This is a genomic window from Hyalangium versicolor (genome assembly GCF_020103695.1).
Classification (GTDB): domain Bacteria; phylum Myxococcota; class Myxococcia; order Myxococcales; family Myxococcaceae; genus Hyalangium; species Hyalangium versicolor.
Genome location: NZ_JAHXBF010000026.1, coordinates 30803 through 51696 on the forward strand (window position 1 = coordinate 30803; position 20894 = coordinate 51696).

Below are 20894 nucleotides of genomic sequence, written 5' to 3' on the forward strand. Positions count from 1 at the left end.
GCCCGCTGAGCCGGTGCCATCGCTACTTGTGCTGGTACAGCCAGGTCAGGCTCGTGCCCCAGTTCGCCCTCATCACCTTCATGGTCAGCAGGGTGAACGAGGGCGATGCCAGCTGCTGGCCGACGAGGATGAGGCGGGCGCCGGACTTGAGCGTCTCGAGCTTCGCGGCCAGCTTTGCCATCAGCCCGGCTTCGAAGCAGGGGGCCTGCGCGAACACCACGTCGACGCCCGAGATGTCCGCTTCCAGCAGGTCTCCGTCGAGGAACTCGATGCTCTGGCGCTGGTGCAACTCGGGCAGCTGGGGACGGATCTCCGCGTCGTAGCGGCTCAGGGCCTGGCGGGCCGCATCGCCCAGCCCCGTCAGCAACTCCACGCCCACCAAGCGGCGGAAGGGGAAGAGCATTGCTGCCACCAGCGTTGGCTGGCCCATGCCCGAGCCCAGATCGATGAAGGACTCGCCCTCTCGAGGGGACACTTGGCTCAGCAACATCTGGAGCGAGGCGGGCTTCACCTCGCCGTAGGTGGTGGAATCCTCCTCACGGCCCATCCGCTTCTTCTCGGCGTGGGCGATGGCATGCCCGGATACCTGGGAGTAGAGGCGTCCGATGATCTCTTCGGCCTGCTCGAGTTCCATGCGGCTGGAGCCTAATCCCCTTCCGGAAAGAAGGTGAAGGCGCAGGCCTCTCACGGGGAGGCTCCGCAGGAAGTGGCAGCCCCCTCGTGGCGGACATGCACTGAACCTGTCCAACAAGCATACAAGTTGGTCCGGAGCGCGCCCGGAGGGGAGCTGGAAGCGGGAGGGTGTGGAACCCGCCGGGGCTGCGGCTCACGCGCCGGCGAGCACCGCGATGATGAGGCCGATGGCGAACAGGGCGAACACCCCCATCAGCACCAGCGGCACCATCTTCTGCTTGTCCATCAGCCCACCCAGTCCAGCACCGCCGCCCTCGGCCAACTCGTCGCTGGGGCGAGGCCTCGGTGGAGGCGGCTCGGGCTCGGGTTCTGGATCAGGTTCGGGAGCCTCAGCGGCGGCTTCCGGCTCGGCCGCGGGTTCGGGCGCGGGTTCCGGTTCAGGCGCGGGCTCCGGCTCGGGAGGCGGGGCCTCTTCCTTGGGCGGTTCCTCCTTGGGCTCTTCCTTCGGAGGGGCCGGCTTGGGCCGCTTCGAGTTGAACTTGGGCGCCGGGAGGTTCTGCGTGTTCTCCTCTTCGTCCCCAGGGCCGCTGTTGTCGGGCTCGTCCGGGAGCACCACGGACGGCTCGGACATGTCGGTCGGATCCACGTAGAGCAGGCGGGTGTTGCCCACCTCGATCTCATCGTTGTCCTTGAGCGTCTTGCGGTTGACCTTCTTCTTGTTGACCTTGATGCCGTTGCGGCTGCCCAGGTCCTCCACGTGCGTGCCGGCCCAGTCGCGGCGGAACTTCACGTGCCGCCGGGAGACCAGGTCGTCCTTGAAGACAATGTCCGCCGTCTCGTCCCGCCCGATGATGAACTCCTGGGCGTCGTTGATCTCGATGCGCTCGCCCTCGCGAGGGCCGTTCATGATGCGGAAGTAGGGGCCCTCGCCGCTCTTGATGCCGCGCACCGCGTCCTTGACGAGGCTGCGAGCCACGAAGGACGTCTTCTCCGAGCGCACGTCCGCCGGCAGATCCGCGACCTGGGTGAACGTCACGTCGAACTGGGCAATGGCGATGATGTCTCCGTTGCGCAGGCGGTGCTTCTCGCCCTTGGGCAGGGGCTTGCCGTTGATCTGGGTGCCATAGGCACTGCCCAGATCCTCCAGGAAGTAGAGGGTGCCTTCCTGGGAGATGCGCGCGTGGTTGCGAGAGACGGCCTGTTGCGCCAGCACCACCTGGCAGCCCTTGTCGCGGCCCAGGGTGATGCTTGCCTCATCGAGCGTGTGCTCGACGGGCCTGGCGGAACTGCCGGCCTCGCTGCGCTGCGTGACGGTCAGCCGGACGCTCATCGCGAGGACATCAGTATCAGCGGAGGAGGGGAGAGGACAGGGAGAAGGGGCTCAGAAGGTGTCTTGGGCGAGGAACCGCTCGCACGTCTCGGTCTCGGTGGGGAACTCCTCGGCGGTGCCGAACTTGAGGAAGTTCTTGCACGCAATGGTGGCCGCGTCTCGCTTCTGCGCTTCCTGGTAGATCTTGAAGAGGCCAAAGTGGCAGGGGGCATACTTGCCGTCCAGACGCAGGCACTTCTTGTAGGTCTTCTCCTCCTCGGACACCATGCCTTTCTCGTTGTAGTTCTGGGCGAGGATGAAGAGCGAGGGGGCGGTGTTCTCGGCCGTCTGCGTGTCCTTCATTTCCTTCATGGCCGAGTCGGTGAGCGAGGCCTTGCGCTGGGCGATGGCCAGGTTGTTGAGGCACTGGGGATTCTTGGGGGCCAGGTTGACGCAGGTGGCGAAGGCGTCCTTGGCCTCGGCGAAGCGGCTGAGCTCCATGAGGGTGGCGCCGTAGTCGTGCCAGTAGTCCGGCACGCCGGGGGACAGCTGCGCCGCCTTGCCAATGTCCTCGGCGGCCTCTTCGTAGCGGCCCTGGCTGTAGGCGATGGTACCCAGGCTGTGGTGCGCGTCCGCGATGTTGGGGTTCACCGCGATGATGGTGCGCAGCTCCTTCTTGGCCTCGTCCAGCTTGTCCATCTTCATGTAGGTGAGGGCCAGGTTGTAGCGCGCCTCGAGGTAGTCCGGGTTGACCTTCAGGGCGCGCTGGAAGTTGTCGTGCGCCTTCCCGTAGGAGCCCTCCTGCAGGTAGATGAAACCGAGGTTCTGGTAGGCCTGGGCCTGCTCGTTGTTGTAGCGCAGCGCCTTGATGAAGAAGTCCTTGGCCTCCGAGGTGCGGCCCTGGTTCAGGCGGATGAGGCCCTTGTTCACCCAGAGGTCCGCATAGGTGGGCGAGAACTCCAGTCCCAGATCGCAGTAGACCTCGGCCTTCTCCAGATCGGGGATGGCGAGCTGCTGGACGCACAGCTCGTTGTTGAGCAGGGCGCGCTCGTGCACCGGGGGAGAGGAGAGGCAGGCGGACAGGGGAAGCAGGGCGAGCGCACAGAGGGCGGAGGTCAAACGCATGGCCGCGCGAGTGTAGGGGAGGAAGTGTAGGAGGATCAACGCCCCCCTGGGTTGAAATCCAAGCTGTTTTCCAAGGGTTACGTCGGTAGAGTCCGGGCCACCATGCGTACGCTCCTCTGTGCCCTAGGGCTCGCCGTGGCCCTCTTCGGGGCTTCTCCGGCTCATGCCCAGTTCGCCAACCGCAGCCTGGGCCTGTCATTTGGCTACATGGATTTCAACCGCACGGGAGGCCTCGAAGGGGGCTACTTCGTGGGGTTCGACGCCAGCTACTACATCGAGAGTGGCTTCGATCTGGTGTCGCTGACGAAGCTGTCCTTCCCGAAGGATCCCGCAACGGGCAAGCGGGTGGTGGGTGTGGCGCCGTCCCTTGGCATCCGCTACCTCTTCCTGGAGGAGACGTTCCGACCATACGCGGGGACGGACATCAGCTACCTGCTCGTCTTCAAGCCGGACACCACGGCGCAGTACGTGGGGCTGGGGCCGAACCTGGGCTTCGACTACTTCGTCACCGACACGGTGAGCCTGGGGCTGCGAGGGCAGTACAACTTCTACATCGCCCTCAACGAGAAGACGCAGACGTCGCTCACCTTCTCCGTGGGCGCGGCGGCTTACTTCTAGGAAGGCGCGGGGGTGGGTGCGCACCCCGGGGACGCGGCGGGCCCGATGCTGGTAGGGTGCCGCCGGGCGCCGGGTGTCTGCCTCCACAGCCTCCGTGCGGGGTTCCCGGCCCGCTGCGAGGAGTGGAACCGCCATGCGTCGTCTATCCGTCCTGGTCCTGTGCGCCGTCTGCTTCGCCCTGCCGCTGTCCACGGGCTGCGGCGGTGGGGATGACCCCGAGCCTGACGCGGGTACGCCGCCTCCGCCTCCGCCACCCCCGGATGCGGGGCCGCCGGACGCGGGTCCCAAGCCGGATGCGGGGTCGGTCGACCTGGTGAGGCCCACCGTGCTGTCGTTCTCGCCGAGTGACGGAGAGACGGGAGTCGCTCCGGAGAGCTTCATCGAGGTGTCCTTCAGCGAGGCGATGCAGACGGATCGCGGGACGATCCAGATCATCCCGAGCACGGGGTTGCCGAACAACGGCCTGTTCACCGCACGGACTCAGGACTGGGACCTCTCGAAGAAGAAGGTCACCTTCCAGTTCCCGTCCGGGTTGCCGCTCAAGGCGAAGCTGACGGTCAACATCAGCAGCTTCGCGGACGTGGCCGGCAACCCCATGCAGGGCCTGGTCACCTTCAGCTTCACGGTGAGCGACGGCATGCCTCCTCGCGTCACCGCGGCCTCGCCGGCCGAGGGCGCCGCCAGCGTGCCGACCAACACCACGCAGGTGTCCTTCACCTTCAACGAGCCCATGGACGTCACCGCGGGCACGCTCGTGCCGGGCAGCGGCCTCACGCTGGGAGAGGTCTCCTGGACGGGCAACCAGGTCATCACCGGCATCATCACGAGCGCGCTCGTCTACAACGCCAACTACACGGTGAAGCTCAACGGCTTCCGCAACATCAATGGCAAGGCGCTGGATGGGACGCAGTACCTGGGAGACGGCACGCTGAACTTCGGCACCGGGCCGGACGTAACGCCTCCCACGGTGGTATCGGGCAGCCCGACGGAGGGGGCCACCGGGGTGCTCCCCGAGAACACCCAGTACGTGGTGATCACCTTCAGCGAGCCCATGGACAAGACGCAGGGCAAGGCCGACCTGTACCAGAATGGGACGAGGACGGAGACGCTCACCCCGGTGTGGTCCAGTGATGGGTTCAACGTCACCTACGACGTGCAGTTCAAGTTGAGCTACAGCGCCGCGGTGCGCGTGGTCCTCACGGGCTTCAAGGACAAGTCGGCCAATGCTCTCAACGGCACGCCGTACCTCGGTGATGGGGCGCTCACGTTTGGTACTGGGGCAGACACCGTGAAGCCCTACGTGATCAGCTCCAACCCGGCCGAGGGCGAGCAGATCTACCCGCTGGAGGTGTACGTCACCGGCGGCAACCCGCCGACGGCCTGGCGCAAGATCTTCACCTTCCAGTTCAGCGAGAAGATGAACGCCTCCGTTACGCGCGTGACGCTGCACGAGTCGGGCAGCCCGTACAACTCCCGCATCCTCGACGGCGTCTGGTCCGCCGATCAGCGGACGCTGACCGTGACCGTCTACCCGCCGGCGCCGAACCAGTTGCCGCTCATCGACGACTACTTCGGGTACTACATGGACCTCACCCAGCTGAAGGATCTGGCTGGCAACACGCTGGACCCGGCCGTACCCGTGCTGGGAGATGGGCACCTGGACTTCCAGACGCTGCCCAACTTCCCGCTGCTCAACCACGCCTGCGAGCATGCGCTGACCCTGACGCCCATCGCCATTGCCGCCACGGCGACCTACTCCGCCTCCTCGCCCACGACGGATCAGGTGCACACGCGCTACGAGCTGACGCTGCCCAGCAACGGTACCAGCTACACGGGCTACACCAAGCTGCAGTTGCCGACGCTCTACTCCTATACCGCGTTCATGGATCGCGACATCGACCTGACGATCGCTGATCCTGCCTACCCCAACTCGCCGATCGTCGTGAGCAAGGCCGCCGTGCGGTCGCCGTGCACCGGCATCACGCACCGGGCCATCTTCCAGACCCCCGCCGCCACGGTGTTGCAGGTGCGCAGCGGCCCGTTCTCCGAGTCGAAGTACCGCCTCATCATCGAGAATGGATACTGAGCCCCGCCCGCCCGGTCTGCCCGAAACGGCGGGCCGGGCTCGGGTGCTCAGGCGCTCAGCGAGGCGCGTGGGCGGGACCTGGGGAGCTTCGCCCTCGCGTTCTGTGGGGGCACCAGGGCCGCGGCCACCAGCAGCGTCCACTTCTCATCCGAGAGGTGGGCCGGCTTCTCCATGGCCAGCGCCTCCTGGAGCCGGGCTCCGAGCGCGGAGAAGAGCTGGAGCCGGGCCTCCATGCGCAGCTCCTCGCGGCGCAGGGCGGCCGAGAGGATGACCTCGCGCTCCTCGGTGGAGAGCTTCTTCACCCGGGCGACGAAGAGGGGATCGGCCAGCAGTCCCTCCTCGCCGGTGGTCCCCAGCGCGGAGGGCACCTTGAGCCGGCGCTCGCGCACGACGATGGTGCCCGCGAGCATGTCTCCCAGCCGCTGGTGCGAGCGGGACACGAGAGCGGTGATGCCGCCTACCAGGTAGAACAGGGGGAGCCGGTCCACCGGGCGGACCAGGTTGCGCAGTGCCGCGTGGTAGAAGCCGATGCGGACTCCACTCTCCTGGATGACCCGCAGGGACATGACGCGCTTGCCGACCGTCTGCCCGCTCCAGGCCGTCTCCAGCCCGATGCCGTAGCCCCAGTCCACCAGGAAGTAGATGACCAGGCTGAGCGCGCTGGCGAAGCCTGGGAAGGCCATCATCGCGATGTTGAGGATCGCCAGCACCACCCCTGTGCCCATCATCACCAGGATCGAGTCCAGCAGCCAGGCGAGGAAGCGCGAGTAGATGCCCGCGAGGGTGAAGCGGAACTCCACGTACTCGGGAGTGAGGACGGTGTGGCTGCTGTCGAGCAGCGTGTCGGAAGCGGGCGTCACTTCCCCAGTCTAGATCAACGTTCGTGATTCTCGAGAGCACCGCTCGACCGGCAAGCGCCAGGCTCGCTGTCAGAGGCCTCTGCTTGGATGGAAGAGTCTTGTAACGAGGAGGGTGGCGGGGATGGAACACAAGGGGCTCGTGGCACGGGTGTCGGAGCAGTTGGAGCGGCTGATTGCGCTGGGCCATATGCCCAAGGACACGCTGCCGTCCGAGCGGGTGATGGCCAAACGCTATGGGGTGTCGCGCACCACCATCCGTGGAGCGCTGCAGGGGCTGGCGGCCCGAGGACTCATCGTCCAACACCCTGGGCGCCAGAGTCGCACGGTGGGACTCGGTGAGGCCCTGTCCCTCGAGAGCCTGAAGCTGTTGCTGCCCGAGGGGCGCACGGACCTGGACCGCCGGTATCTGCTGGAGGGCTACTTCTCCCTGAAACGAGAGGTGACAGTGGAGTTGCTGGCGGCCTGCTGCGAACACGCCAGTCCGCAAGACGTGGAGCTGCTCAAGAGTGCCAGCTTTGTGCTCAGGGATGACGCGCGCTGGCAGGAGGAGCCCCGGAGGTGGGCGCAGCGAGAGTTCGAATTGCTGAGGTTGGCAGCCCGAGCTGCGGACCGTCCCGGCCACATGCTGCTCATCGTCACATTGGAGAAGGCCTTCTGGGGCGTGGCCGAGAGCGTGCTGCCCGCCCTGCAAGCGGAGGCTGTCCGAGAATGGGCCATGTTCGTGTTCGACGCGTTGGTCGACCGCGACGCCCAGTTGGTGCGTCGGGAGCTGCCGGCACTGCTGAAGGCGGTGGATGGGCCGATGCTCGACCGCCTGGCTCCTGTCAGCGATGCGCACATGGAACCCGCGTCCCCCGCCACGCCCGTGGAGGTGCCCCTGTCCGGCGAGACCGCCGCCGACTGGTATGCTGGCCATACCAGTTCGCAACCCGCTCGGCCGACAGGGGGGCTCCCGATTCAAGACGTGGAGCCCGCGTCTGTGTCCCCCATGCCGAGCCGGAGCGCGCCTGCGGACTCATCGGTCTCGCCCTCTGCTGGCGGGTTTCAGGGGACCTTCGGCAGCCTTGAACGCAGTGCGCATCCACCCGGTCTACTCTCTGCCAGCACGGTTCTCCTCGAGAGGAATGGCGCTCCGCCCACCCTTTTCCTGGCCTTGGCGGCTCGTTCTTCCGAACGCGCTGAAGCCCATCCTGGCTCAGGCTCCGGGGATTCGCAGGAGCCAACGGGCGAACGGTGTGTCTTGGGGCTCCATCCTGAGGGAGAACCGTCGCCTGACCGGGGGGCAGGGGAGCATCATTCCGGAAAGTCCCATTCATAGGTTAGGCTGCGTCCTCCTATCGTGGCCGAATCCGAGTCTTCCTGGGGCCAGCGCCTGTGGCCCGCGGCGACCTTTCAGTTCGCCCTCATTGCCGGCGTGACGCAGCTGAAGACGGCTGCGAACGCGCTGGTCTTGTCGCGCTTCGAGTCCCAGGCGCTGCCCTATCTCTATCTGGTCGGTGCGTTGCTCACGGCTGCACTCACCGTGTTGCCTCGTCCACGCCCGGACTCGCCCACTGAGTCTCCCGGCGTGCTCACCGCCGTGGCGAGCCTCATCACCCTGGGACTGGCCGCCGGCGTCTCCGCGGGCCAGCGTCTGCCGGCCATCGCGCTCTACCTCTTCGTGGATGCCTTCACCACGTTCGTGTCCCTGCGGTTCTGGGGACGGATGTCGGCCGCATTCGATGCTCGTGAGGCCCGGCGCGCCTTCACCGCGCTCAATGGCTTCGGCATGGGCGGAGGCATCGTCGGCGGACTGCTCGTGAAGGCCATGGCCGAGCGGCTCGGCACTCCGGTGGTCGTGGCCAGCGGCGCGGTGGGACTGTTCATCGCCGGTATCGTCTTCCGCTTCCACACGGGCGCGGTGGCCATGCCCGCTCGTTCCCGGCACGCCGCCATGACGGCCGAGCCCTGGATCTACTTCGCCCAGAGCCCCTACGCCCAGGTGCTGGGCGCGCTGGGCATTGCCTTCGCCGTGCTGTCTTCCTTCGTGGACTACCTGTTCCGCCTGCGCGTCGAGGGCACGCTGAGCGAGGATGGGCTGGCGGCGCTGTTTGGCTCGCTGCAGCTGTGGATCGGCCTGTTCTGCGTCGGCTTCCAACTGCTGGTGGCTCAGCGGCTGCTGGGGAAGCTCGGGCTGCTGCGCTACCTGGCGCTCGTGCCGCTGGTGCTCGGGCCGTTGGCCGCCGCCACGCTCGTCACCCATGAGCTGTGGCCTGTCCACCTGTTGCGGTTGGTGGAGACGGCGGTCAGCTATTCCATCCTTCCCGTGGGCATCCAACTGCTCTACGCGGCCGTGCCGGATGAGCAGCGCGAGGCCATGCGCGCCGCCGTCGACGGTCTGCTGCGCAAGGGTGGCGTGGTGCTCGCGGGTGTGCTGCTCATCGGCGCGGGCCGGGCTGCCACGGGCACCACCATGGCCGTGGCCGTGGTCGGGTTGTGCATGGCGCTCGGCGTGCTGCTGTTCCGGCTCAAGCCCGCCTATGTGGAGGCGCTCGAGGAGCAGGTTGGCGCCCCCGTCGAGGATGAGGTCCAGGTGGGCGGCGAGACGCAGAAGCTGCTCGTGGACTCGCTGGCCGCCAGCACTCCGGAGCGCGTTCTGCGCGCTGTCGACCTGATGTCTCAGGCCGAGGTGCCGCTCCGGCCCCACCTGGCCGCGCTGCTCGCCCACCCCAATGAGCGGGTGGTGGAGCGCGGCGTGGAACTGGCGCTGAAGCTGGAAGCCCATGAGACGGCGCCCACCCTCGAGCGGCTCGTGGAGTCTGGCCCGCGGCGCCCCAGGGACCAGGCCGTGTGGGCCCTGGCTCGCCTGTCTCCAGATCGGGCTGACCGGTTGCTACCCTCGCTCCTGGACAGTCCGGACATTGGTCTGCGCTGTGCGGCCATCGGTGCCCTCCTGCATACCCAGGGCAACAGCGAGGCCCTGGCCTCGCTCAGCGAGCTGCTGGCCCGCGGCGCCCAGGCCCCCGTGGCCGAGAGGCGCGAGGTCTCCAAGCTGCTCGGACGCCTCAAGGATGCTCGGTTCGCGCAGCCGCTGGCGCGATATCTCGCAGATCCGGACCTCTCCGTGCGTCGCGTGGCCATCGACGCGGCAGGCGTCGGCGGCTATCTGGAGCTGGCGCCGCGGCTGCTGACCTTTCTCACCTGGCGCGAGGAGCGGCGCACGGCGCGCAATGCCCTCGCGGCGCTGGGCGACCGGGTGATGCCCCTGCTGGAAGTCACCCTCAACAACCGTTCCGCCCCGTTGGCTCAGCGGCTGCAACTGCCGCGCGTGCTGCGCCTCATCGGTACCCAGGATGCGCTCCACGCGTTCCTCTTCTCCAACGTGCAGGACGATGCCTTCCTGCATTTCCGCATCGGCGCGGAGATGTCTCGCCTGCGTGACGAGCACCCCGAGTACGAGGTGGACGTGGCGCGTGTGCGCGAGGCGATCGGCCGGCGCCGGGAGACGTACCGCTCGCTGGTGCAGGCCTTCCGGGATCTGCGCGTGGCGCTGGGGGACAGCTCGCTGCTCACGCGCGCCGTGGGCGACCGGCTGGACCAGGCGCTGGAGCTGTCCTTCTTCCTGCTCGGGCTGCTCTACACCCCGCAGACGATGCGGCGCGTGCACCAGCACCTGGTGGGCAAGGACCCGCGCCGCAGGGCCTATGCACTGGAGCTGATGGATGCCCTCGTCGCCGAGGAGGATCGCGAGCTCGTCATGGAGCAGATCGAGGCCCATCACCGCGAGCTCCCTCCAGGTGCGTTGGGGCGTCTGGAATCTCACCTGGAGGTGCTCGTCCAGAGCGAGGATGTGGTGCTTCGCGCTTGCGCGCGCCATGTGACGCAGCGTCTGAGCTCCCTGGTCGTACCGTCTCCGCAGGAGAACGACATGAGTGAAGGGACCGTGCAGAAGATGTTCGCGCTCGAGGGCGTCAGCGTCTTCTCCCAGAGCGATGTGGACGACATCGCCGCGGTGGCGGCGGTGGCCAAGGAAGTCCGCTTCCGCGTCGGCGAGCGCATCTTCAGCCAGGGCGATCCCGGAGACGCGCTCTACGTCATCGTCGAGGGCGTGGTGGACCACTTCCGCGACGGCGAGCACGTGCTGCGCAGCCAGGCCAAGGAGACCTTTGGGGACGTGAGCCTGCTCGACGGCGCGCCGCGGCCCACCGAAGTCGTCGCGGTGGAGGACACGCGTGTGCTCGTCATCGACCGCCGGGACTTCCTCGATCTGCTCGCCGATCGCCCGGAGCTGCTCACCGGCTTCTTCCGCGCGGTGAGCCAGCAGCTGCGGACCCTCATCGATCTCCCTGCCACCCGCCAGAGTGGCGAGCTGCTCGAGGTGGGCAACACCCAGGCCGATCAGGTGCCTCCACCCACGGGTGAGGTTCCCATCGACAAGTCGTGAGCGCCCAGGTGCTCCGAGGACAGCAGGGCCTCAATCCTTGAGGGGGGCCTCGCTCGATCTGGGCGGGACTGGGAGCGCGGAGGCCTCCGCCACGGAAGCTCCGTCCGCGATGCGCCTCGAGACCAACAGGTGCGCCGCGGCCACCGGGATGAGCGGGCGCAGGAAGCACTTCACCAGCGGGACCATCGACAGCGTTCGAGTCACCGTGAGCCCCGCGAAGGCCCAGGGCTGCTTCTCCATCTCGGCCGCGGGCGGGAAGACGGAGCGGGTGCGCCTCTCCCAGAAGCGTCCCCAGCCCTGGAGCAGCCCCCACCGGAAGCCGGGGACCCGGGTGGTGAGCCACTTCCATCCTCGCAAGAACCAGGGAGGACCCGCCTCGCTGTTCGTCCAGGCATGGGCGCTCTTGGCGGTGGTGAACACCACGAGCCAGTAGGCGCTCCAGGCCGAGATGAGCACCGAGGCAATCTGGTGCCGGAAGGGCAGGGGCAGCGAGAGTACGTAGAGCACCGGCACCCCCACGATGAAGACGGTGAAGGCGCGGATGCGGCGCGAGAACTTGTTGCGCACCCACTTGAGGTCCAGCCGCACGCGCGGCGTCATGGGCGGATCCTCCGGCTCGAGCCCGGTGAGGAGGCTGGCGTCCCGAGAGATGGCATCGTGGTAGTCCCGCGAGAGGGCGATGACGAACCACTGGGCCACCTGTATCACCGCGAACAGCGCCGCCCAGAACTCGAGACTGCGTGCGAGGAATCCCTTGGAGGTGGCTCGAGCCTCATCGTCGTTGGGGCGGGTCTTCACCGTCACCACGTGCGCCGTTTTGCCGCTGCTCCCAGACCGGGCCCGAGGCGTGTCTGTGTCCTCGTCCTCACCGTTCTCGTCGTCGAAGGGCAGCTCGATGTGGATGTCCTGCTCCTCGCGCTCCACCTGTACGCCGTGCTCCTTGGCGACATCCGCCGTCTTATCGATCGTGCGATGGCAGCTGAACGCGAGCGCGAGGATGACCAGGCTCTGGAAGATTCCCACCCGCAGGTACCGCCGCCGCGCCGCGGGATCCGCCCACAGCGCGCGGTGCAGGTGGAACGGCAACGCCAGCCCGTGAAAGAACTGCCGAACCGGATGCCCCGGTGGCGGGAGCTTCCGCTGCTGGAAGTGGGTCGCGCCGCTGCGTACGTTGTCCCACATGGCGTGTGCCAGGGATTCACTCGGAGAGGTACTTTCGCCGCGAGCCTGGGACTCCTGGGTATCCCAGGACTGGCTGTGCGTGTCCCCGCTGTTCCTGTTCGACACCCCGGAACCGTAACACAAGCGATGGGGAGCGCTCTGAACCTGTCTGGCCCCCGGGGAATGTGCTAGAGGCGCGCCCGTGAGCCCGATCTCTTCCCGAGCCCTCTCTTGTCGTGAGTCTTCCTCGCTGTCCCTGCGCGCGGCCGTGGCCGTCGCGCTGCTCGCGGGCCTGGCGGCCTGTGACAAGGGCACTCCGCCCGCACCTCCCCCGGAGAAGGCCCCCGAGGCCAACAAGGCCCCGCCCAAGCCGCCCGAGCCCTCCGTGGTGACGCTGCTCATCACCGGCGGCCTGGGAGGCCAACTGGCGCCGGCGGGTGAGGGCGGCCAGAGCAAGGGCGGCGCCGCCGAGACGCTGGGCCGCTGGGTGGCCGAGGACAAGCACTGCCCCGGCCCGGTGAAGGCGGATGGCCAGGCCTCGTGTGCGGATTCCACCACGCTGGCGCTCGCCACGGGCGACCACTGGAATGGCCCGGCGCTCTCGTCCTTCTTCCTCGGGCAGCCGACGGCGGCGGTGATGGCGCGCATGGGCTATGCCGCCTCGGCGCTGGGCAACCACGAGCTGGACTTCGGCCGCGAGCAGTTCCTCAAGAACGCGGAGATCGGCCAGTTCCCGTTCCTGGCCGCCAACCTGAAGGTGAAGGATCCCTCGCTGGCCAAGGGCCTGGAGCTGCCGGCCTTCAAGGTGTTCGACCGCAAGGGCCTCAAGGTGGGCGTGGTGGGGCTGACTTCGCCGAAGACCGTGACGTCCGCGATGGCCGGGCGCGCCGAGGGCCTGGATCTGGTGGGTACCGAGGAGGCGCTCGCGAGCGCGATTCCCGAGGCGCGCAAGGCCGGCGCTGACGTGGTGGTGGTGCTGGCCGACATCTGCCCCACGGACCTGCAGCCGACGCTCGAGAAGCACGCGGACTGGAAGGTGGCGCTGGTGGCCGGCGGCCGCTGCCCCACGCAGATCGACACCAAGGTGGGTGACACGCAGGTCGTCTCGATGGCCCGCGGGCTGGAGAAGTACCTGCGCGCCCGCATCACCTTCGATCCCTCCAAGCCGGCGGGCGAGAAGGTCACCGGCATCGAGACGAAGCTGGTGGACGTCGAGGGCGCCGGTGCGACGCCGGATCCCGAGACGGTGAAGGCCATTGGCGATGCGAAGGCGCAGCTCGATCAGAAGCTGGGCGAGCAGGTGGGCTTCACCAAGAAGGGCATCAAGCAGGGGACGCCGGAGATGGCTCGCTGGGTGGCGGGCTCGATGCGCGAGGCGCTCGGCGCGGACGTGGTCGTGCTGAACCGCAAGGGCATCCGCCAGGATCTGCCCGTGGGCCCCATCACCGTGGGCAGCGTCTACTCGGTGCTGCCGTACGAGAACTCGCTGATGCTCCTGAAGGTGAAGGGCGCGGACCTGGCGGCGCAGCTGGCCAACCCGGAGGCGCTCCTCTCGGGTGTCACCGCCGCGGGCAAGGGCAAGTTCAAGGACGCCAAGGGCAAGCCGCTGGATCCGAAGAAGGAGTACACGGTGGGCACCGTCGAGTACCTCTACTTCGGCGGTGATGGCTTCGAGTTCGAGAAGATCGCTCCGGACCCGACGGAGACCGGCATGGCGTGGCAGACGCCCGTCGTCGAGTGGACGCAGAAGCTGAAGTCCACCGAGGCCAAGCCGCTGGAGAAGTCGCTGCCCAAGTAGTCTCGAGGCGAGCGCTCTCGCTCGAAGCAAAGAGGGGCGGGACCCGGTATCAGGGCCCGCCCTTTTTCATGCCCGGAGCCCGGCCGTCAGGACGCGGTCCCGGAGGGCCAGATTTGGTATTCTCTCCAGACATCACGGCCTGGGCGGGAGTCGAGCACATGGAAGTGGCTGAGTTCATCGAGACGCGGCGCCCCCGGTGGGAGAGGCTGGAGTCCCTGCTCGACAAGGCCGAGTTCGCGGGGCTGGCGGGGCTCAGCATCGAAGAGGCCCGATCCTTGGGGAAGATGTACCGCGCCGTGTCGAGCGATCTCCTGTGGGTGCGAGCGCGCAGTGGTTCCGCGGAAGTGAGCGCGTACCTGAATGATCTGGTCGGGCGGGCCTATGCGATCACGTATCCGGGCAAGCGCCCGCGGTTCGCGGATGTGTGGGGCTTCGTCTCGCGAGGCTTCCCGGCATTGATGCGGCGCGAGTGGCGCATGTACGTGGCGTCGGTGCTGATGCTGCTGGCGGGCACGGGCTTCGGCTACGTGGGGATGGTGATGGACCCGAACGCCGCGCACTACCTGGTGCCCGAGGATCACCTGAAGCTCGATCCGGTTGAGCGCGCCGAAAAGGAGGCCAAGGGCGAGGGGATGTCGGTGGAGGAGCAGGCCAACTTCTCCGCGTTCCTCTTCACGCACAACATCCAGGTGGCGTTCCTGGCGTTCGCGCTGGGCATCACCGTGGGGATCGGCACGGCGTTGATGCTCTTCGTCAACGGGCTGTTCCTGGGAGCGCTGGCCCAGGTCTACACGGCGAAGGGCATGGCGGGCTGGTTCTGGGCGTGGATCCTTCCCCACGGCATCCCCGAGATCACCGCCATCTGCATCGCGGGAGCCGCGGGGCTGGTGATCGCTCGGGGGCTGGCGGCGCCGAAGGGACTGCCTCGGGGCATGGCGCTGCGTCAGGAGGCGGTGACGGCGGTGAAGCTGCTGTTCGGCACGCTGGCGCTCTTCGTGCTCGCGGGCTTCATCGAAGGCACGGTGTCGCAGATCCACCCGCCGAAGCTGTCAGTGGCCTTCAAGATCTCGTTCGCGCTGGCGGTGGGCACGGGCGTCTACGCGTACCTGGGCTCGGACTTCCTGCGCGCGAGGGCCGGGGAGGGGGCTACAGCACTCCGCGCGCCTTGATGTCCAGGTAGCGGTTGACGGCAGCCAGGCTCAGCTCGTCCGGCTGCACGTCGATCATCTGCACGCCGCCCATGCTTACCTTCGCCTTGAGCATCTCCCGGTCAGCGAGCAGCTCTGAGGCCACCGCGTGCTGGAAGGCCTCCTCCGGTCCGGGAGGAGCCTGGCGCAGCAGCCCCAGCAGCGCCGTGTCCTTCACCGAGAGACACAGCGGCACGTGTCGCCGCGCCAGCCGGTGCAGCGGATCGATCATCGTGGAGGCCTGCTCCTCGTCCAGGAAGTCCGTGAAGACGCACAGCAGGCTGCGCCGAGTGAGCCGGACGTTCAGCTCCTTGAAGAGCGCCAGGTAGTCCACATAGGTGAGGCTCGGAGTCGCCGAGTACAGCGCGTCCACGATCTTCCGGTACTGGCCTCGCCCGGCCGCCGGGGGCAGGTACGTCTTCACCCCGTCCGCGAACACGACCAGCCCCACGCGATCGCCGTTGCGCACCGCCACGAACGCCAGGAAGAGCGCCGCGTTCACCGCATGGTCCAGCTTCGTGAGCCCATCCACCTGCGCGGCCATCGAGCGCCCCGCATCCACGCAGATGAGCAGGGACTGCGAGCGCTCGGACTCCATCACCCGCGTGACAGGCTTGCCTCGGCGGGCCGTGGCCTTCCAGTCCACCTCGCGTACCGAGTCTCCCTGCGCATAGTCACGCAAACGGGCGAACTCGCTCCCCTGGCCATCCCGCCGCAACTGCCGCAATCCCAGGTTCACCAGGTCCAACGCCGCGCCCGAGAGCAGCAGCCGGCTGGCGCCTCGCAGATCCGGGAACACCGAGGCGCTGTGGCTCTCCTTGAACGAGCGCTCATCGTAGACGAGCCCCATCGGCCCCTTCACCCGCACGTGCACGTCCCCGAAGGAGAACTTGCCGCGCTTGGAGGGCGTCACCTTGTAGACCCAGCGCGTCTGACTCTGGGGAGGCAGGCTGAGCGGTGCCTCCTCCGGCGTGGCCGAGAAGGCCTCCGGAACGTCATCCCGGACGCGCACCTGCACGGCCTGGTTGGAGCGGTGGATGAGCTGCACCTCGATCCGGTTCGGCACTCCCACGGACAGCTTGCTCGGCAGGTGCCGGTGCACTGCCAGCCGCACCCGGCGGGCCAACGCCAGATCCACCGCGGCCAGCCCGATGACGAGCACATCCAGCGCCACCACGAGCCCGCCCATCCCCGGGAAGAAGCCCGCCGCCATCATTGGCAGCGACAGCAGGGCGAGCAGCGCCCACAGGCGCGTGCTGGGAATCACCGGGGAACCTCGACGGACTGCACCACCTCGCGCAGCACATCCGTGGGCGTGGCCCCGTCCAGCTCCGCGTCCGGAGACAGCAACAGCCGATGCTTGAGCACCGGGCCCGCCAGGAAACGCACGTCATCCGGCGTGACGAAGCCTCGGCCCCGCAGCGCCGCCAGCGCCTTGGCCGCCATCAGCAGGTGCACTCCCGCGCGAGGCCCCGCGCCCAGTCGGATGCGGCTGGAGGTGCGCGTGGCCGACACCAGCTTGCGGATGTAGCCCAGCACCGGCGGCTCCACCGTCACCTCGTTCAGCGCGGCGCGAGCCCCGATCAGCCCGTCCTTCGTCACCGCTGCCCCCACGCCCGCTCGGGCCAGGTCTCCCGCGTCGAAGCCTCGGTGCACCGAGGCGAGGATGGCGTCCTCCTCCTCGGGCGCGGGGTAGCCCACCTCGATCTTGAAGAGGAAGCGATCCAGCTGCGCCTCGGGCAGCGGGTAGGTGCCCTCGGACTCCACCGGGTTCTGCGTAGCGAACACCGTGAAGAGCGGCGAGAGGGCAATGTTGCGCCCCTCCAGCGACACGCTGCGCTCCTGCATCGCCTCCAGCAGCGCGGACTGTGTCTTCGCCGGAGCACGGTTGATCTCGTCCGCCAGCAGCAGGTCCGTGAAGATGGGGCCGCGCACCAGCACGAAGGCCTGCGTCTTCAGATCGAAGATGCTCGTGCCCAGGATGTCCGCCGGCATCAGGTCCGGCGTGAATTGGATGCGCTTGAAGTCCGCGTTGACACTGCGCGCCAGGGCCTTGGCCATCAGCGTCTTGGCCACGCCGGGCACTCCCTCCAACAACACGTGGCCGCCGGCGATGAGGCCGCAGAGCATCAGCTCCAGCGCCTCGTCCTGGCCGACGACGGCCTTGCGCACCTCGTTCAGCACGCCTTCGCGGATCGTGTTGGCGGCCTGCACGGCGTTGGCCGGCAGATTGAAGGAAGGGGCGGGAACGGGAGGGACGTTCATGACTCCTCGACGGATGCGGCGGGCGTGTGGGCGGGCCCGGTGGGGTGGATGCGGTTGCGCAGCTCAGCGGCCCGAGCCGCCAGCTGCTGGAGATCCCTGTCGCTCTGAGTCTCCTCCGAGCGTCGGACGATGGCGCGCAGGGCCTGGGATAGATCCTCCCGCCCTCGTGCCTGGAGCCCCGTGGCCACGGCCGGGGCAGGGGAGTGCGCGGGCAGCCCGGCGTATAGCGCCAGTTCCTGCGTCAGCCCCTTGGCGATGAGGCCGGCGGCGAACGCGTGGTGGTGGCCCTCGCGGTAGAGGCGGCTCATGGCGAAGAGGGCGTCCGTAGCGCCCACACGGGCCGACTCCGGAGGCGGGTGCGGCCGGCCGAAGCGCTTGAGCGAGATGGACCACAGCGCCACGCCCAGCAGCAGCTGCGCGATGGCGAAGTGCAGGCCGTAGCGCCGGGCGAAGTCCACGATGGAGCGCTCGTTGGTGAAGCCGTGGTGGAACTCGCTGAACTCGTAGGGCCCCGAACCCAGGGCACGCAGGGCGCTCAGCCAGAACTGCGCGTTGTCCGCGCGCCCGAGCGCCTGGTTCATCGCCAGCTCGGGCGACCCCACCACCAGCACCTGTCCCAGGCCATACGGCACCACTGCCGCCACCGTGCGCTCCAATTGCGCGTCCTGCAGCACTGGCACCGCGCTGGAGGGCAGCTCCAGGAAGGCCTGCACCTTGGCCTCCACGCGCTCCACGCCCAGCGTGTACGGCGTGGGCATGGGCGGCACGAGCGTGCGCATGGGCAGCGTGGTGTCCACCTTGGACAGCTTCACCTCCAGGGCATCCAGCAGCGGGTTCTCCCGAGAGCCCCACGGCACGTACACCAGCCGGTGTCCGGACTTCACGTACGTGAGCAGCTTCTCCCGCTCGTCGTCGCTGAGCTCCTGGGCGTTCAGGGCGTTGAAGCCCTCGTGGGGCACGTCCTCGTCCGCCAGCCCGGCGTCGCGCTCGGTGGCCAGCAGCGTCTCGTCCAGATCGTCCTCGCGCGCACCCTCCACCTCCACCGCCAGCAGGATCATCGTGGCGCTGGACTGCTCATCCATCACCTGGAGATCCGCGGAGCGCCGGACCACGGGCAGCCCGCTCTCCTGGGCCAGCAGGTACAGCGCTCGCGCCCCGTTCTCCGAGGCCCGGTAGGTGGACAGCGTGTCCGCGAAGCCTCCGCGCGAGGCCCCCCTCAGCAGGAAGTTGCCCAGGATGACGGCGAGCACCAGCCCGCCCACCACGAGCATCGGGAAGCGATCACGCACCGGCGGCCTCCGGCTGGGCGGGGGCCGTGAGCAGCGGCTCGGTGAGGGTGCGGAAGGCCTGATAGCCATCGGCCCCCACCGGCAGGTTGCCGTACCAGGCGAAGTCGAAGCGCCGCGTCAGCTCGCGGAAAGGAGCCAGCCACTCGCGGCGGCCCTTGAACGTGCGCAGGTAGTCCCAGTTGCTCAGCGTCGAGTCGTAGAGAATGGCCCCATCCCGGTGCAGCCGGGACAGCAGGGCCAGGTAGAGGCTGCGCACCGCCTCGCGGTACTCCCCCCGCGCCGCCAGCTCGTCGGCCAGGTGGGCCCAACCCTCGGGAGGGCGGGACAGGGCACTCATGGGATCCTGTGCGAGCGCCGTGGAGTCCAGCGTGCTCACCTCGAGCTGCGCGCTCTCGTCCTTCTGTCTCCGGCCCAGCGCGCGCAGCAGCACGGTGGCCAGCACCGCCAACACCACTCCGATGACGAGCACCACCAGCACATTGGCCGCGTTCGCGCCGCTCACCCCCGTGAAGTTCGCGGGTGGTGGGCTGGAATCCCGGTCCCGCTCGAAGAGCTTCTTCAACTGCTCGCCCAGCCAGTCGATGAAGCGCTTCCACAAGCTCGGGGACGTATCCGGAACCTCTTCCTCGGGCGGAGCCTTCGCGTCCGCCGGGGGAATGAAATCCGAGAACTCCGGCCGCGCGAGGATCTCCCGGGCTCGGGCCGAGGCGGCTCGGGCATCCGGGGCGGCCTTCTCCAGGGCGGCCGTCTCGCGGGCCTGCGCCAGCCCTTGCCGCAGCGTGAGCGACGCGGTCTCGCAGTCCTCTCCGTCCTGCGCCAGGTTCTCCACCGTGCGCAGCAGGCGCTGGAGCTTGGCCGCCTCGGCATCGCTCAGAGCGTTCGCCGCGTCGAGATCCTCTTTCAGATCCTCGCTGTCGCCCTCGCAGGCCACGGCCACGGCCTCCAGTCGCTGGCGGAGCTGCGAGCGCGGAATCGGCGCCGGTTCGGACTCCTGCGCCTTGGCCACCGAGCCGCCGAGCAGGACGCACAGGAAGACGAGCGCCGCGGACTGGAGGGAGCGGGCCTTGCCTCGGGCCGGGAGCTGCTGGACGGCGGCGAGCAGATCCAACCCCTCCTGGCGCACCCGCCCGTCCACCAACAGCAGCGTGGCGGTGGCGGCCTTGATGGGCTCAAAGAGGGTGAAGGTGACGGCCGCGAGGAAGATCAGCCAGGACGGGTTGTCGAGCGAGGCGAAGCGCTCGGCGAAGGTGAAGTCGATGCCCACCAGCTTCCGGCCCAGCATGAAGAAGACGTTGCTGGCGATGTGGAGGTTGAAGAAGGTGAGCACCTGGACCCCCAGCATCAGCCGCACCCCGGTGGCGGTGCTGCGCGCCGGGCCCAGCAGCTTCGCACACAGCCCGTACAGCCGCAGGGGATTGCCCCGGCCCTGCATCGTCGCGGCGTAGCCGACGATATGCGCCGACAGCAGGAAGAAGGCCAACCCCAGGGAGAGGGTGATCGTCACGGCGTTGAAGACGAAGAGGAAGCCCACCGCGATGATGAGCCCAGGCATCCGCTGCAGCGCGGCGCGAAGGCTGGAGAGCGCCGTGGGCTCCTTCTGTCCCAGGAGCAGCTCCTGGACGTAATGGCAGGTGGCGCCCTGGAGCACGCCCCGGAAGAGCCAGGCCAGGGTGAGCCACAGCGTGGGCAGCGCCAGCGCGCGGCGGTGCGTCACCGCATCCGTGAGGTGAAGGACGGCCGCTGTGACGAGTGCTCCTCCCGGCAACGTCAGTGCCCACACGCCGGTGTGGCGAGAGCACAGCCGCAAGGCGGCATCCAGCAGGGCGATGGCGCCTCGGGGGCGCAGCTCGAGAGCGGAGACGGCCATTCAGCGCCCCACCAGTTCTACCAACAGCCGGAAGCCCCCGTACACGATGCCCCCGCTCAACAGCGCCAGCACCACGTTGCCTGCGGACCAGTCCCGGCGCTCCGTGGGGCCCTCCAGCACCTTCAAGCGCTTCTGCAGACAGCTGGCGCAGCGGTTGATGCCCTCGAACTGGGTGGTGCACTCGCGGCAGATGACACGCCGGCACTCGACGCAGATGCCGAGCCCCGCGCGATCCGGGTGATAGTGGCAGCGGCCCGAGCCCTGGAGCATGGG

16 protein-coding genes are annotated in these 20894 nt (G+C 68.2%); 6 read left to right on the forward strand and 10 right to left on the reverse strand.

The window, feature by feature from the left end:
• Positions 1 to 22: 22 nt before the first annotated feature.
• The 3 genes from KY501_RS41065 to KY501_RS41075 form a co-directional block, all read right to left on the reverse strand.
• Positions 23 to 634, reverse strand: a complete 612-nt coding sequence (locus KY501_RS41065; RefSeq protein ID WP_224369379.1) for a class I SAM-dependent methyltransferase — start codon at positions 632 to 634, stop codon at positions 23 to 25.
• 192 nt (positions 635 to 826) lie between these two features.
• On the reverse strand, positions 827 to 1963 hold the full coding sequence (locus KY501_RS41070; RefSeq protein ID WP_224369380.1) for an FHA domain-containing protein: 1137 nt from the start codon (positions 1961 to 1963) through the stop codon (positions 827 to 829).
• Positions 1964 to 2014: 51 nt separating this feature from the next.
• Positions 2015 to 3067 carry a tetratricopeptide repeat protein gene (locus tag KY501_RS41075; protein WP_224369381.1) on the reverse strand — a complete coding sequence of 351 codons (1053 nt, stop codon included), beginning with the start codon at positions 3065 to 3067 and terminating at the stop codon, positions 2015 to 2017.
• Between the two features lie 102 nt (positions 3068 to 3169).
• Here KY501_RS41075 and KY501_RS41080 point away from each other — a divergent pair, with 102 nt between their 5' ends.
• Both KY501_RS41080 and KY501_RS41085 read left to right on the forward strand, forming a co-directional pair.
• Entirely contained in the window at positions 3170 to 3685 is a 516-nt protein-coding gene (locus KY501_RS41080) for a hypothetical protein (RefSeq protein ID WP_224369382.1), read from the forward strand.
• Between the two features lie 133 nt (positions 3686 to 3818).
• Positions 3819 to 5771: an Ig-like domain-containing domain gene (locus tag KY501_RS41085; protein WP_224369383.1), complete on the forward strand. Its 1953-nt coding sequence runs from the start codon at positions 3819 to 3821 to the stop codon at positions 5769 to 5771.
• 47 nt (positions 5772 to 5818) lie between these two features.
• On the opposite strand, the gene KY501_RS41090 is transcribed toward KY501_RS41085, so the two are convergent.
• On the reverse strand, positions 5819 to 6631 hold the full coding sequence (locus tag KY501_RS41090) for an RDD family protein (RefSeq protein ID WP_224369384.1): 813 nt from the start codon (positions 6629 to 6631) through the stop codon (positions 5819 to 5821).
• Positions 6632 to 6752: 121 nt separating this feature from the next.
• Here KY501_RS41090 and KY501_RS41095 point away from each other — a divergent pair, with 121 nt between their 5' ends.
• A complete protein-coding gene (locus KY501_RS41095) occupies positions 6753 to 7949 on the forward strand; it encodes a FadR/GntR family transcriptional regulator (protein WP_224369385.1) in 1197 nt (398 codons plus the stop codon).
• Between the two features lie 21 nt (positions 7950 to 7970).
• Positions 7971 to 11054 carry a cyclic nucleotide-binding domain-containing protein gene (locus KY501_RS41100; RefSeq protein ID WP_224369386.1) on the forward strand — a complete coding sequence of 1028 codons (3084 nt, stop codon included), beginning with the start codon at positions 7971 to 7973 and terminating at the stop codon, positions 11052 to 11054.
• A 30-nt stretch (positions 11055 to 11084) separates the two neighbouring features.
• On the opposite strand, the gene KY501_RS41105 is transcribed toward KY501_RS41100, so the two are convergent.
• Positions 11085 to 12236 carry a hypothetical protein gene (locus KY501_RS41105; RefSeq protein WP_224369387.1) on the reverse strand — a complete coding sequence of 384 codons (1152 nt, stop codon included), beginning with the start codon at positions 12234 to 12236 and terminating at the stop codon, positions 11085 to 11087.
• Between the two features lie 181 nt (positions 12237 to 12417).
• On the opposite strand from KY501_RS41105, the gene KY501_RS41110 reads away from it, so the two are divergent.
• Positions 12418 to 14013, forward strand: a complete 1596-nt coding sequence (locus tag KY501_RS41110; RefSeq protein WP_224369388.1) for a bifunctional metallophosphatase/5'-nucleotidase — start codon at positions 12418 to 12420, stop codon at positions 14011 to 14013.
• Between the two features lie 158 nt (positions 14014 to 14171).
• Positions 14172 to 15182 (forward strand): stage II sporulation protein M, encoded by a 1011-nt coding sequence (locus KY501_RS41115; protein ID WP_224369389.1) that lies wholly within the window; start codon positions 14172 to 14174, stop codon positions 15180 to 15182.
• On the opposite strand, the gene KY501_RS41120 is transcribed toward KY501_RS41115, so the two are convergent.
• The 5 genes from KY501_RS41120 to KY501_RS41140 are packed head-to-tail and all read right to left on the reverse strand — an operon-like array spanning position 15160 to position 20891.
• Complete coding sequence (locus KY501_RS41120; protein ID WP_224369390.1) at positions 15160 to 16467, reverse strand: DUF58 domain-containing protein; 1308 nt, start codon at positions 16465 to 16467, stop codon at positions 15160 to 15162. The two genes, KY501_RS41115 and KY501_RS41120, sit on opposite strands and share 23 nt — an antisense overlap.
• A complete protein-coding gene (locus KY501_RS41125; protein WP_224369391.1) occupies positions 16464 to 17465 on the reverse strand; it encodes an AAA family ATPase in 1002 nt (333 codons plus the stop codon). The genes KY501_RS41120 and KY501_RS41125 overlap by 4 nt, the downstream gene beginning before the upstream one ends.
• Positions 17462 to 18754, reverse strand: a complete 1293-nt coding sequence (locus tag KY501_RS41130; protein ID WP_224369392.1) for a DUF4350 domain-containing protein — start codon at positions 18752 to 18754, stop codon at positions 17462 to 17464. Before KY501_RS41130 ends, KY501_RS41125 begins: the two co-directional genes overlap by 4 nt.
• Positions 18747 to 20621 carry a DUF4129 domain-containing protein gene (locus KY501_RS41135; RefSeq protein WP_224369393.1) on the reverse strand — a complete coding sequence of 625 codons (1875 nt, stop codon included), beginning with the start codon at positions 20619 to 20621 and terminating at the stop codon, positions 18747 to 18749. Before KY501_RS41135 ends, KY501_RS41130 begins: the two co-directional genes overlap by 8 nt.
• Positions 20622 to 20891, reverse strand: a complete 270-nt coding sequence (locus KY501_RS41140; protein ID WP_224369394.1) for a hypothetical protein — start codon at positions 20889 to 20891, stop codon at positions 20622 to 20624.
• Between the last annotated feature and the right edge of the window lie 3 nt (positions 20892 to 20894).